This is a genomic window from Spongiivirga sp. MCCC 1A20706, from assembly GCF_046524175.1.
Lineage (GTDB): Bacteria > Bacteroidota > Bacteroidia > Flavobacteriales > Flavobacteriaceae > Spongiivirga.
Window position 1 is genome coordinate 90922 of sequence record NZ_JBEFZF010000006.1, and the last position, 14160, is coordinate 105081.

Annotated in this window: 11 protein-coding genes; 3 read left to right on the top strand and 8 right to left on the bottom strand. The window is 36.8% G+C overall.

The annotated features are described in order from the left end of the window. Positions 1-6 precede the first annotated feature (6 nt). Positions 7-774: a helix-turn-helix transcriptional regulator gene (locus ABN763_RS14650; RefSeq protein ID WP_410486238.1), complete on the top strand. Its 768-nt coding sequence runs from the start codon at positions 7-9 to the stop codon at positions 772-774. Positions 775-777: 3 nt separating this feature from the next. On the opposite strand, the gene ABN763_RS14655 is transcribed toward ABN763_RS14650, so the two are convergent. The 5 genes from ABN763_RS14655 to abc-f form a co-directional block, all read right to left on the bottom strand. Beyond that, positions 778-957: a CPXCG motif-containing cysteine-rich protein gene (locus ABN763_RS14655; protein ID WP_410486239.1), complete on the bottom strand. Its 180-nt coding sequence runs from the start codon at positions 955-957 to the stop codon at positions 778-780. 24 nt (positions 958-981) lie between these two features. Continuing rightward, entirely contained in the window at positions 982-2346 is a 1365-nt protein-coding gene (locus ABN763_RS14660) for a TolC family protein (RefSeq protein ID WP_410486240.1), read from the bottom strand. Continuing rightward, entirely contained in the window at positions 2336-5626 is a 3291-nt protein-coding gene (locus ABN763_RS14665) for an efflux RND transporter permease subunit (RefSeq protein WP_410486241.1), read from the bottom strand. The genes ABN763_RS14660 and ABN763_RS14665 overlap by 11 nt, the downstream gene beginning before the upstream one ends. Before the next feature lie 5 nt (positions 5627-5631). After that, positions 5632-6798: an efflux RND transporter periplasmic adaptor subunit gene (locus tag ABN763_RS14670; RefSeq protein WP_410486242.1), complete on the bottom strand. Its 1167-nt coding sequence runs from the start codon at positions 6796-6798 to the stop codon at positions 5632-5634. 141 nt (positions 6799-6939) lie between these two features. After that, positions 6940-8853 carry a ribosomal protection-like ABC-F family protein gene (abc-f, locus tag ABN763_RS14675; protein ID WP_410486243.1) on the bottom strand — a complete coding sequence of 638 codons (1914 nt, stop codon included), beginning with the start codon at positions 8851-8853 and terminating at the stop codon, positions 6940-6942. A 111-nt stretch (positions 8854-8964) separates the two neighbouring features. Between abc-f and ABN763_RS14680 the strand changes: the two genes are divergently transcribed. After that, the gene (locus tag ABN763_RS14680) at positions 8965-9348 is read left to right on the top strand and encodes a DUF983 domain-containing protein (protein ID WP_410486244.1); all 384 of its coding nucleotides are present in this window, start codon (positions 8965-8967) and stop codon (positions 9346-9348) included. Here the strand turns inward: ABN763_RS14680 and ABN763_RS14685 are convergent. Beyond that, positions 9345-10394 (bottom strand): NAD(P)/FAD-dependent oxidoreductase, encoded by a 1050-nt coding sequence (locus ABN763_RS14685; RefSeq protein ID WP_410486245.1) that lies wholly within the window; start codon positions 10392-10394, stop codon positions 9345-9347. The genes ABN763_RS14680 and ABN763_RS14685 overlap by 4 nt on opposite strands. A gap of 77 nt (positions 10395-10471) precedes the next feature. On the opposite strand from ABN763_RS14685, the gene ABN763_RS14690 reads away from it, so the two are divergent. After that, positions 10472-11593 carry a serine hydrolase domain-containing protein gene (locus ABN763_RS14690; RefSeq protein WP_410486246.1) on the top strand — a complete coding sequence of 374 codons (1122 nt, stop codon included), beginning with the start codon at positions 10472-10474 and terminating at the stop codon, positions 11591-11593. A 78-nt stretch (positions 11594-11671) separates the two neighbouring features. Here ABN763_RS14690 and gldN read toward each other — a convergent pair whose 3' ends face one another. Together gldN and gldM are read right to left on the bottom strand one after the other, a co-directional pair. Next, the gene (gene gldN, locus ABN763_RS14695) at positions 11672-12556 is read right to left on the bottom strand and encodes a gliding motility protein GldN (protein ID WP_410486247.1); all 885 of its coding nucleotides are present in this window, start codon (positions 12554-12556) and stop codon (positions 11672-11674) included. Positions 12557-12579: 23 nt separating this feature from the next. Further along, positions 12580-14139 carry a gliding motility protein GldM gene (gene gldM / locus ABN763_RS14700; protein WP_410486248.1) on the bottom strand — a complete coding sequence of 520 codons (1560 nt, stop codon included), beginning with the start codon at positions 14137-14139 and terminating at the stop codon, positions 12580-12582. Between the last annotated feature and the right edge of the window lie 21 nt (positions 14140-14160).

The following is a 14160-nucleotide window of genomic DNA, read 5'->3' on the forward strand; positions in this document are numbered from 1 at the left end:
TGAGATATGGAAAAACAGTTATCTACTGAAGCACAACGCTTTAAAAAGGTTAGAGAAATACTAGGTTTCACCCAGCAACAATTCGCCGAAAAGCTTGGCACGAAAAATAGCACTGCTGATATTGAGCGCGGTAAAACAAAGATTACCGGCAGTATTGTCATGGAATTATTGAGACAGTTTAAAATCAACCCGCTTTGGTTGTACGGTAAAAGTTTTGAACAGTATTTAGAAACCACTCAGAATGTCATGCCAAAAGTAGTTACTGTCGATAGTAACGATAATGATAATATGGTAATGGTTAATGTAAAAGCAGCCGCTGGCTATCCACATAACTTGCAAGATGTAGATTGGTTTGAGCAATTACCCGCTTTTGACTTACCATTACCCGAATTTAGAAATGCTACCTTTAGAGGTTTTCAAGTAGAAGGCGATAGTATGTTACCTAGTTTAAAACCTAATGAATGGGTGATAGGAAAAGCGATCGAAAGAATTCAAGATATTGACAAAAATGCAATTTGCGTGGTCGTTTTAAAGGATAGTGTTCTGGTAAAAAAGATACAGTTACCGCAAGACCCATCAAAGCTAATGCTAATATCGATTAATGCCGAGTACCCTCCGATTCAGATAGATCAAAAAGAGATACAGGAATTATGGCAAGTGACTAGTACATTGAGTTTTGATATAGACACTAATCCTAATAGCAACAGCACTTTATTACAACTACAAAACTCAATTGAAATGCTAAAAAAGGATATTAATGAATTGAAAAACTAATGTTTATTGCTCAATATCTCTAACTGCTAAGCTTATTAATTCGCTATTCTCAAAAACGACGTCAATTTCAATAGGATTGCAACATACTTCACAGTCCTCAATATAGGTTTGTGATGCGGAAGGATCAAGCAACATCGATATTTCCTCCCAACAATAAGGGCACTGAAAAAAGTGTTCGTTCATTCCTTAGTAGTTAGCGTTGAGTAGTTAGAATTCCACATTTAATAATTGACCACTTAATTGTAATACGGCCAGTTCAGCCAATTTAGCAGTGTATTTCGCTGCATTTTTGGTCGTTTGCGCATTCAGATAATTTAGTTGAGCCTGTCTATACTCCACACTGGTGATTTGCCCCAGTTTAAACCGTTCTTCTGATCGATTGAAATTGTCCTTACTAGTCAATACATTTTGTTCTTGCAACCTGTAAATAGTCAATGCATTTTTATAGCTGTCCTTTGCATTTTCAATATCTCTTAGAACTTGCTGCTGTAATTGTTTCTTTATTAGTTGCTGACTTTCATTGGCAATCTTCACATTTTTAAGTGCCACAATAGACCTCCCTCCATCGAACAAGTTCCACCGTAAATTAAGCCCTACGTTTAGGTTGTTCGAGTTTTGAGTAGTTCCAGGAAAGAATGCAGAAGCCGGGTTATCAGATGTATTCCAACCGTAACTCCCCGTTAAACCAATAGTAGGAAGGATAAATGATTTAGCACCTTTAATTTGGTACTCACTAATCTTTATATCTTGATCAACCTGCTGCAAACGTACATTGTTTGTTGCCGCCGTTTCCAAATAGCTGTCAACCACCAATTCATTAACAAATACAACGGTAGTATCAACATTTGCTTGCTTCGCTAATTCTCTGTTTAGAACCACATTTAAATCTCGTTTCGCGTTTCGCAATTGTTGCTGCACATTTAATATGTTAATACTATCGGTTGTGACATCAACTTGGGCGTTTAATACCGCTAACTTATTGGCCTGACCATATTCAAATTGATATTCAGCTCTTTTTTCTCGTTGTTTTGTAATAGCAAGCGCTTCTTGCAAAACAGTTTCATTTTCTGTTAGTCTTGCAACTTCGTAATACACGCTAAACAGTTGCAACATCGTATTTTCTATTGTTTCGCGAGCTTGTAATTGTGATAAATTGTATTCCTCTTTTAATTGTTTATAATTGTAGTACCGACCTAATCCATCAAACAGCGTATAATCTAGATTGATTGAAGCATTGTATCGTCTAGTTTCCGCATCATTAATCTCAATATCTGGACGCGGATTACCCTGGTTATCAAGAGCACCATTAAAATCAGTAGTCGATGAATTTTGGTCAAAACTACCACCGGCATTTCCTGTAATACTCGGTAAATAATCAGCATTTAAAATACTCTTATTATTCTTAGCCACCGCCACTTGATTATTCGCTAACAAAATCCCGAAGTTGTTTTCGAGCATTTGGCTAATGGCTTCCTTTTTAGTTAAGGTTTCTTCCTTAATCTCTTGAGAATATAGTTTAGCTATCACACTGCATAATAAAATTACTAGCAGTGACTTGTATTTAAGCTTCATAAAATTCTTCGATTTTGTCGGTACTTAGTCCTTTATCAGTAGTTGTAGGAACAGTATGCTTCCCATTCAGCGGAGTTTTTTCAATTTCCTGCTCTTCCTTTTGTTCTTTGATCGCTCGCTCAACCTCTTCTTTACTTATAGGTCTATTAGCAAATAACCAAGTATATTCTCGTTTCCAGAAATTGCTAAACGACAAGAAAATTGGCATTAAAATTAGCGTTAAAACCGTTGCGAAGCCTATACCATAAGCTATTGATATAGCCATAGGAATAAGGAATTGAGCCTGCCTACTTGTTTCAAAAATTAAAGGAGCCAGACCAGCGATGGTTGTAATTGATGTTAAGAAAATTGCTCTGAAGCGCGATCTTCCCGCTTCATAAATAGCCGTATCAAATGTCATCCCACTGCGTAAATTACTATTGAATTTTCCTATTAACACCAACCCATCATTAACCATAATACCAATAAGGGCGATGATTCCTAACATTGACAAAATGTTTACAGGGAAACCATGAATCCAATGACCCCAGGCTACCGCCGGAAGACTAAAAGGCACTAACAACAATAACAAAAATGGTTGACTATAACTTCTAAATGTAAAAGCAATAGTGATATAGATTAACAGAAGAACAATTAAACCAACCGGCCCTAAGGAATCCATTAATTTATTACGCTCTCTATTTTGACCTTCAAATGATGGTGTAATTGTTGGGTATTTTACCAAAATATCTTCTTCAACAACCTGCTTTATCTCCGCTAAAATTTCAGTAAGATTACTGTTTTTAGGGTCTTTTAAATCCGCCGAAACCTGAATTTCCTGCTGACTATTTAAATGATTAATGGCAACATTACCTCGTTCGATAGTGTAATTCGCAATTTCAGCTAGAGGAATACGTTGACCGGCGGGCGTTACAATTCTCATGTCATCTAAGTCAGTAATAGATGATCTATTCGACCTATCGTAACGCACCCAAACACGAATTTCATCTTGACCACGTTGAAAACGTTGGGCTTGGGCGCCAAAAAAACCAGCTCGTACCTGAGCCATAACATCACGTAAACTCAACCCTAACAAGTAGGCATTCTCCTTTAGTTCAATACTAATTTCTTTGATTCCTGCAGGGTCATTGTCAACAATATCTTTAAGCTGGGAATTACTTTCAAAAAGTGCTTTGAGTTCCTTTTTCGCAGCTTTCAATTCATTAATGTTATTTCCTAATAACGAAACCGAAACAGGACTACCTCCAAAGTTTCCTCCGCTGCCAAAAACCAAACTTTCAACACCTATTATAGGACCCACTTTTTCTCGTAGTCGATTGGTTACTAATGAAGAAGGTAAATTATCAGGGCGGTCTTCACCAGGAAGCAAATTAATACTTAAAGAAGCTGTTGCTGACCCAGGACCAATATTTTTCACTATGTTTTGATAAAGAACATTGCCGGTCCCTGCTAAATACTCATCTGTAAGTTCTTTATTTACCTCGATTGCTTTTTCTTCAATAAAAGAAATAATACTTTCTGTTACTTTTTCATTGGTTCCGTTTGGCATGTTTAGGGTTACAGCCACACGATCACTCGCAATTTGCGGAAAAAAAGCTCCCCGAATTATGCCACCACCAAAGCTTCCCACCGTTAAAACAACAAAAACAATAAATAAGGAAAAGGTAAAAAACTTGTTTTCAAGCGAAAAGCGAAGCACAGGGCTATACATTTTATCGCGCAACCACCGCATTATTTTATCGCCAAAGGTGTTGATATACCTTAGCTTACCAAAAATTTTACCGATAGTGGTGGTTGGCTTTTTACCGTCTTGCCGTAACGCTTTTGAATGTGCCAAATGCGCAGGTAAAATAATAAGTGCTTCAATTAGTGAAACGCCTAAAGTCAAAATTACTATCACGGAGACTTCACCAAAAAAGTCACCAATGCGTCCATCTAAAAACAAAAAGATACCAAAAGCAAGTATTGTAGTAATGATGGCTGACACAATTGGTGGAATTACTTCCATCGTTCCATCAATGGCAGCTTGAATTGGTTTTTTTCCTTTTTCGTAATGCTGATAAATATTTTCTGCAATGACAATACCATCATCTACCAAAATACCGATCACAATAATCATCCCAAATAGCGATAGCACATTAATAGTGACATTAAAAAAAGGTGCTAACATGAACATTCCAAGAAATGCAACTGGCAAACCAAAGGCAACCCAAAAAGCTAATCTAGTATTTAAGAATAAGCTTAGAAAGATGAGTACTAAGATCATCCCTATTATAGCATTTTCAGTAAGTAATTCTGTTCGCTGAACAAGTGTGGTAGAAGCATCACTAACTACGTTTAGCTGAACATTGTTGTATTTTATATTGAAATCTTCTATGTATTCTTTTACCTTATCAGCTGCTCCAATTAAATCTTCAGTATTTGTACTAGTTATGGTGACACTTACAGAGGGATTGCCATCATAAAAGGAGGCATTGGCTGTCTCCGAAAAACGATCGCGAATACTAGCAACATCTTTTAATCTGACGGTAGTACCTGAAGCATCTGCTCGTACAATAATATTAGAAAGTTCATCACCATAATAGGCGCGATTGTTTGCCCGTATCAAATACTCTTCGTCATTGGTTTTGATAGTACCGCCAGTAGTAAGAATATTAGATCTACTTACCGCTTGTGACACCTCGTTAAATGAAATATTGTAGGCTAATAAGCTGCCTTCATTAACAGCAATCTCAATTTCCTCATCAGGATAACCCGTAATATTAATTTGAGAAATACCATCGATAGCACGAAGATCATTTTCAACCTGGCGGCCAATTTGCTTTAAGGTTGTCAGTGGTATATTCTCCCCGCTTATAGCAAAGGTAATAGTAGGTCTTACTGCTTCTAATTTTGAGACGACCAGAGGTTCCATACCCGTTGGAAATGTAGGCACGCGATCTACTGCATTTTTTACCTCCAGCAGCATAAAATCAATATCCTCGCCTTTCTCAATTTCTACATTGATATTTCCGCTATTTTCCCGAGATACGGACGTTACGCGATCTACACCTTCAAGCCCCTTTAAATTGTCTTCTATTTTAAGGACAATACCTTCCTCAACTTCCTGAGGTGAAGCACCGGGATAGGTAATATTAATCGAAATATTTTTAGAGTCAGTTAAAGGAAAAAATGATGAGTTTAAGGAGAGTGCGCCAAAAATTCCAAAAACCGCAAAAGCAATAACAATTACATTAACTGCAACGTGATACTTAATAAAATAAGATATGAGCTTTCGCATGTTGCTTAAGAATTGTTGTTGGCTGATACTTTTTTCTGGCTAGATTCTTTGTGCTTTTTACCTTTGAATACTTTAACCAACATTCCCGTATATGCACCGGGGACTGGACTTTTGATTAAGACCGTACCATCAGGAACATCTTTTAAAACCACCGATTTTTCAGTATAATAAACTGGTGTAACAGGCACTAAGGTTAAGGCAGAGTCTTTTACTGCAAACACTTGATCATTTGGTTGCAACAAATTACGGCTTACCATAATCGCATTATTTTCTTCCCTAGCATCAAGCGTAGCTTCTAAATACACTCCTTCTCGAAGAGCACCGTCCTTAACTGTTACATAGGCGTTTATTGTTTGTGAAGCGACATCAACGTTACCATTTACTCGAGACACAATACCTTCATAACGCCTCGTCTTGTCAAGATTAGTAAGCTGCACCTTTTTACCTACCTCTAACAAATCAGCATATGATTTATTAATAGCAACCTCAAGTTCATATGCTCCTGTGTCGATATATTCGCCCAATTTTTGCCCGGGACGTATTAGTGTCCCCTCAGTTACCAAAGCTTGTGTTAAGATGCCTTTAAAGGGTGCTTTAATTGTATATTTAACTAATCGTTGTTCGAGATTTTTAACATTATAATACGAGGTGAAAATGTTTCTACCCGATAGAAAATACCGCTCCTTTTCTGAAGTAACTTTGGGTAGTTTTGGTGTCACTTTATCGACATCAAAGGTATTTAGGTATTGTTGCCATTTTGAATACTCGTCGGGATAATCTAACCGAAGGTCAGGCATTATACTTGTTATTTGATTATAAAGTGCACTTTTTTGCGATTTTACACTTGCATAGTATTCATCTGCATCAATACGCAACAAGGTTTCGCCAAAATTATACGGCTGTCCTGGCTTAAATAATTTCGTCCCTGATTTAAAAACACCCTGAACTTCAGAAAATAACTCTACTCTTCTCTTAGCAACTAAGTTACCCTTGGCATCAATAGTAATAGGTATGGTACCATTTTGCACGGTATCCACATTTACCATTTTTACAATTTTCTTTGGCTCTGGTCGCTTCCGTTTATTCCCAGATATTAAAAGATACGCAGCTCCCACAGCAAGCGCAATTAGTAGCACTCCCAATAAAGAAAGTAAAATGCGACGTGCAATCATTTTGGTTATTTAATTTGAAAGTTAGCTCAACGAACCAGACTTTAATTGACTAACAATATATTTTAATTGTTAAACAAAAGTAGATATCTAGAAAACAGCCCGTAGTTAAATAAGTCTTAAATAAATAGCTAGAAAAAGGATTTAAAACTGTTCTAGATTTTCTGTGATTTCTTCCCAGTCCTCCATTAATTTTTCAAGGGTATCTTTCTTTTTTTGATAAGAATCGAAGAAATCAGGGTTAGCAACGGTAGCATCATAATTGATTTCTAATTCAACATCAATCCTTTTGATTTCTTTTTCAAGCTGGTTGATTTGTGATTCGACCTTACTTAGACGATTATTAAGTGACTTGAGCTTCTTTTGATCTTCATACGATCGTTTTCCTTCTTTCGGTTTTTCTACTTCCTTAGTAAACTGAATAGTTCGTTTTTCTGCTTCCCGTAGATTAGCAATATTTCGTTGATCTAGGTAAAAATCAATATCACCTAAATATTCTTTTATCTTTTTATCCTTAAACTCGTAAACACGGTTAGTAAGTCCCTGTAAGAAATCTCGATCGTGAGAAACCAAAATAAGTGTGCCTTCAAACTTTAAAAGCGCCTCTTTGAGTACATTTTTTGATTTAATATCAAGATGATTCGTCGGCTCGTCCATTACCAAGACATTAAAGGGTTGCAACAATAGTTTTGCCAACGCTAATCTATTTCGCTCTCCGCCAGACAATACCCTAACATATTTATCTACGTCATCACCACGAAATAAAAACGACCCCAGTATATCACGTACTTTACTTCTGTTTTTCTCGTTCGCAGCATGAATCATCGTATCTTCCACTGTTAAATTCCCATCAAGATGATCGGCTTGATTCTGAGCAAAATATCCTATTTGAACATTGTGCCCAAGATTTAGATCTCCTTCGTGATCAATATCTTGAACAACAATCTTTGCTAATGTAGACTTGCCTTGACCATTTTGCCCGACAAACGCGGTTTTTGTGCCCCGCTCTATCATTAAATCTATATTAGATAGTACGTGGTTATTATCATAGTTTTTACTAATGTTCGAGGCCTCTAGTACTACCTTACCCGGATTTACAGAAACCGGAAACTGTAATGTCATTACTGCATTATCTTCTTCATCTACTTCAACGCGCTCAATACGATCAAGCTTTTTTATAAGTGATTGCGCCATACTTGCTTTACTGGCTTTGGCACGAAATTTTTCAATTAATTTCTCGGTCTGCTCAATCTGTTTTTGTTGATTCTTTTGAGTGGCCAGTTGCTGCTCGCGCAGTTCTTTGCGTAAAATCAAAAACTTAGAATATGGTTTGGGATAATCATAAATACGTCCTAATGATATCTCAATGGTTCGATTAGTCACGTTATCTAAAAACATACGGTCATGCGAAACTATTACCACCGCACCCGCGTATGATTTTAAAAAATCTTCCAGCCAGATAATTGATTCAATGTCTAAGTGGTTTGTAGGCTCATCCAGCAACAAAATGTCATTATCCTGAAGTAGTAGTTTGGCAAGTTCAATACGCATTCGCCACCCACCAGAAAAGGTATCAGTTAGTTTTTCAAAATCAGATCGTTTAAACCCTAAGCCTTGTAAAATTCGTTCTGTCTGTCCTTGATAATCATATCCGCCATGAATTTCATACTGGTGTTGTACTTCGTTCAGATCGATCATTAACTGCGAATAACTAGCGCTTTCATAGTCGGTGCGTTCCGCTAGTTGCTGATTAATCTCTTCAAGCTGACGTTCCAGTTTCTTAATCTCAGAAAATGCTTCATACGATTCTTCAAGAACTGTTCGTCCCTTTACAAAATCAATATCTTGTTTTAAAAAACCTGTCGTAACTTCTTTATCCGTTGCAATTTGCCCGGTATCATACTCTTGTTCTCCTGAAATAATACGTAACAAGGTCGATTTACCGGCACCATTTTTACCGACTAAACCAACACGATCTCCTGCTCCTAACCGAAATGTAATTTCTTCAAACAGGTATTCTCCACCAAAAGAAACCGATAAATTATGAATGTTAAGCATCGTCGAAAAAAAGTAATTTTATGCTATTGTGATATAAGAATATCCTATTCACTTCTCATTTATAATTCTGCAAAGATGATTAAATTTATATTTAGATAAAAGGATAAAAAAATGATTGGTAAAGGGAGTAAAATTTCGAGTATTTTAAAGGGTAGTTGCCCTAAGTGCCAGCAGGAAAGTATGTACGTCAATAAAAATCCGTACGCGCTTTCTGAAACCTTAAAGATGCATGAACGTTGTGGTCATTGCAATACTAAATATAAAATTGAACCTTCATTTTTCTACGGTGCCATGTACGTTAGTTATGCCGTAGGAATTGTATTTGCAGTGGCAGCATTTGTGATTAGTTATTTGATTTTAGGAACAAATTTAAAAGTTGCCTTTATTTCAATAGTGGGCACCATGGTGGTTTTTATGCCGGTTATTATGCGACTATCCAGAAATATTTGGATTAATATGTTTATGAGTTACGATAAGAATCTCGTTAAATCTTAGTCAATAGAGTATCTGGCGATATCTACTTCACTACCCAAAGAATGACCTTTTTCTAGGTAATTATACAGCTGAGCGGATAATGCTGGCGCCATTAAAATGCCACGACTACCAAAACCATTAAAAACAGCCAATTGCTTGTATTGTGGATGCCTGCCTAAAAATGGTTTTCTGTCTTTTGTAGTCGGTCGTATCCCTGCTACATGGTTTACAATTTTGAAAGGACATGCAATTGCTTTGCTTAGTTTTTCTACGATTTTATTTTTCGACCTATCGGTTATTGCATTTGTTTTATCCTCTCGGTCAAAAGTAGCTCCAACTTTATACCGATCATTACCCAACGGAACAATAAATAATCCAGCTTTAAGTATTACGTCTACTTTCAAATCAACCGATTCTATAATTAAATATTCTCCTTTATTGCCTTGCAATGGCAAATAATTAAAAAACGGATTCTTTTTTAGTCCATAGCCCTCACAGAATACAATTGTTTTTGCCGAAATACTCTCATAAGAAATAGCATCATCGGAATCGAAAACAATTTTTTTATGCACAAATGGCTCAGATATTACCAAATGCTTTCTCATCAAAAATGAGATATACTCACTAACTAAAAGCTGCGTATCAATTCTGCCCGTCTGTAATACCTTGCCAAGATCTTGATTGGTAGTAAGATATTGAAATGGATTGCTTATAAAGTCAGTACTTAAAAAAGGAGCTAGTTTCGGTTTATCGCTAGCGACCACCCAATTATTTTGTTCTTCAATCGATGAAAAACGCCGATAAATAGGAATCTCCGATCGAATTGATATACCTAATCGATTTTCGATTTTATCAAAGAAGTGAGGAAGCACTTTTAAATGTTCAACAGCATTCCAAACGGCAGTATACCGTTTTAAATTCGTAGGATTGTAGACACCTGCAGCTGTTTTAGTCGCTGCTTGTGAATGATCATTGAATACGAGATAACTCTTATTATTTTGCTCTAATTGCTCAACAAAGGATAATCCCGCAAGTCCGAAACCAACAACAAGGTAGTCTACTTTCATAGATGCTAAAATAGGTTAAAACGAGAAGTTAGCTTGCTCAAAATGGTATCTTTAGGTTGAAACTATTTCAGTAAACAATGAAAAGATTTTTTATACTGCTATTCATTATTGGTACATTAACCACCAATGCACAATCTCACAACAAATTATCAAACGAATTTGATGCTTTTTTACAAAAGGAATTCAGTAGTAATGAACCGGGAGGGACCGTCCTGATAAAAAAGGGCGATGATACCATATTTTTGAAAAGCTATGGTTTAGCAAATATGAAAACTCGAGAAAAAAATACTGAAAACACTATATATAATACAGGATCCATTTCGAAAACTTTTGTTGCCAATGGCATATTAATTTTATCTGAACGAAATCTTCTATCGCTTGATGATACCCTATTTGATCATTTCCCTGATTTTAAAAACCAAGAAATTGCACAGCAAGTAACCATAAAAAATCTGTTGTCTCACACATCAGGGATCCCCGACTTAAGACCCGTAAGAGCGCAACCTGATTTTTATCTTACTGCAAAAGATACTGCCAACTTCGAGCCGATAAAGGCCGTACAAACCTTAAATTTTGAACCAGGAGAAAAATTTCAATATTCAAACCCTTGTTACAACGGTCTCGCATTAATTATTGAAAAAGTATCAGGTCAACCTTGGCAGGAATTCATTATTAAAAACATTTTTGCGCCATCGGGTATGGAGCACAGTACAATAACCAACGGACCACATCCTGCTAACGGCGTTGCACATGCATATGTAAAAAATAGGAATGTGTATGAAGAATCTGACTACGGAGAAGTACCTACTTTCGCAGCTGCCGGAAATGGGGGTGTCTGGAGCACGGTAAACGATCTTGCCAAATACGAAAAAGCGCACAAAAATGAGATTTTCTTGAATAAAAAGAGCATTAAAAACTCAAGAACGGCATATCGACCATCTAATTGGAAAAGTGACATCCTTCCTTTTGTGGGTTACGGATGGATGATGGGTGAACGTATGCTACTTAGAAGTGAAGATTACCCTAATGTCTATATAGTACATCATACGGGGTCCCAGGGAGGTTTTAGGGCATTTCACATTAGTATTCCCGATCAGGATATTGTTTTTATTGGTTTATTTAATCGACCTGTACAATCGTTTAGACCCCTTATGAAAACCGGATTCGATTTACTAAAAGAACATGGCTATTTGAAATAACTAAGTGCCAAATGACATTGTTTCAATAAAAAAAGCCCTGACTTGTTCAGTCAGGGCTTTTTACTTTCTATTATGGTCTTAATAACTCCACATATCTTGTTCAAAATCACGAATGCGTTCTTTAATACGTTCAGATTCTAACAATTGCATGAGAGCGTTCTCTCTAACATATTCATTAACACGGCGGTCACCATACTCATTATCTTCCTTATAAATAGTTGCATTAAAACGGCGAGAATTTAATAAGTGGTCATATGAAAGTGGCATCGCTGTGTTGTTTTTATTAAACACTTTGGCCTCGTGAAGGGCAGGGCGAATACTTGGGAACCATACCCAGAATAATTCGATCATATCCGGCTCATCATCGTCGATAGTTTGTACATCTGGAGCTACTGGTGCAATACCCAATAAACGGTATTTCATTTCACCTTGGCGCTTGTCAAAATACCAAACACCTTTTACATGAAATGCTTCAATATCAGCACCACTTAATTCACGAATGTCTACATACTCCGCAGAAAGTGTTTCACCTGCGTTCAACTGGTCAAAACCAGCATCTAGCGTATCCTTCTTTACCAATGCGCTTTCAATATCAGCAGTTGTACGCTTTTCGGTAAAATATGAATCTGCATATACCTCTAGGCGACCTGAATTGAGCTCTCTCATGAAAATTTGGTACAATGATCTACGATCTGATCCAATATTAACAGTATCGATAGGATAATAGAGTGGAAAATTGATTCGTTCATCGAGATCGATTACTTCCCAAACTGTTTTTGACCACAAAATATCACGATCATCGACATAACCATACTCTAATGGCTGGTCATTATCGGCCTCTATTTGCTGCTCTGTCTTCACTCCTACCATTTCTGGAGTCTTAGCATTGAGCAAATTAGATTGTGCTACTGCAGTATAACTAAATCCGGCAGTGACCATTATCGCTACAAATATCCTTTTCATGATTAAGTTCTTTCGTTTAATTTTTAATTAGTAAGCTCTACTACTACAGGGCTAATTTTCTTAAGACGGTAGGTGCTGTTTCCAGCAATACTAGCCTTAATGTTCATTATTTGCACAGCAGAACCTCTTTTCGCTCTTTTCAGCGCATTTTTTGCTTTTGCATTTAATCTAGAACCTCTTACAGTTACTGTAGGTTGTCCTGATACTTTAAAGTCAAATTGAGAAACTCGTAAGTTCAAATCAAAGTCAAAATCAAATAACTTTGCTCCAACAGTAGAAATCTCTAAATTTTTTCTAGACATTTTAATAGAACCATCTTCGCCACGAAGTGTACCTGTTGGTCTTGGAATATCTTTAATTCTAAACTTAGATGATGTACTAATAGGCGCACCATCAGGTAAAGTCCCACGTGCTGTAATTGTTACTTCACGACCTTTACCTGGATTCATTGCATACTTGCTACCGCTAACAGGTTTTAAACCAGGTGCTGTAGCTCGAACACGATTGTTAGGAATCCCAGGAATAGAGATTGTCATCGGGTTTGTTACCCCACGATATACTACATTCATTTTATCAGCTGAGATTACAGCCGCATTTGGCTTAGAGATAGTAGCAAATGTGTTACTAACAGGAACTTCTAGATCTTCACCATCCTGAGTAAAGATTAGTTTACCTTCGATCTTATGATCACCAGGGCGTCCTGCACCTACTTTTAATTTTACCTTACCACCATCTAGTTCATAATCGTTTTCTGTAAGCTTACGACCGTCTAAGGTTAATTCAACCTTACTAGGTTTTGTTGAAGCATCAGTACGACCCAATACAATCTCACCATTAAAAGTTTCTCCTTGATAATATGCTGATTTTGGAGTTTGAAGTAAGGTGCTGTAGTTTTTCATACTTACCTGCTCGTTCAATTCACCAGATAATAAAGCAGAAATAATTTCAGCTTCCGTATTTTTAGCGTCAGAATCTAGTTTGGTAACATTAGTAATAGAAGCAACTAATGGGAAACCTTTAAAGTTATAATCCATATAACTCACAGTTTTACCATCACGATTCTTTACGTCAGCAGTGCTAAAACGTTTTTTAACATCATCAGCAATTTTTTTCATGCTTTCAGAATCACCTAAAACTGACAATACGCTGTTTCTGTAGTCATCCATCTGCTTTACAAATTCCTTACCACGATCGGCAAGACCTTCACCTGCAAATAATTGATTATCTACATAATCAGCATTATCCATTGTTTGGTAATCTGTAGCATCTACCACACTACCTTGCATATCTGACCTGAACTTGGTCATGAAATCGCTAAACTTTTTTGTAGCGTTGCTTACTGTTTCAGCTTTTTCTTTTGGCTCTTTAAATTTTTCAGGGGCCTCTCCTGCTTTTGTAGTTAAATCTGCCAATAATGCCTGGCTGCGTGCTGCAGTGGCTGCATTGTTCTCTTCCATAGAAGTATTCATACGACCAAAAGCCGACAGTACTTCTTTAGACATATTCAGTGCCAACATCGCGATGAACACCAAATACATCAGGTTGATCATTTTCTGTCTAGGGGTTTGCTTTCCTCCTGCCATGTTTTACTAATTTAAGTTGGT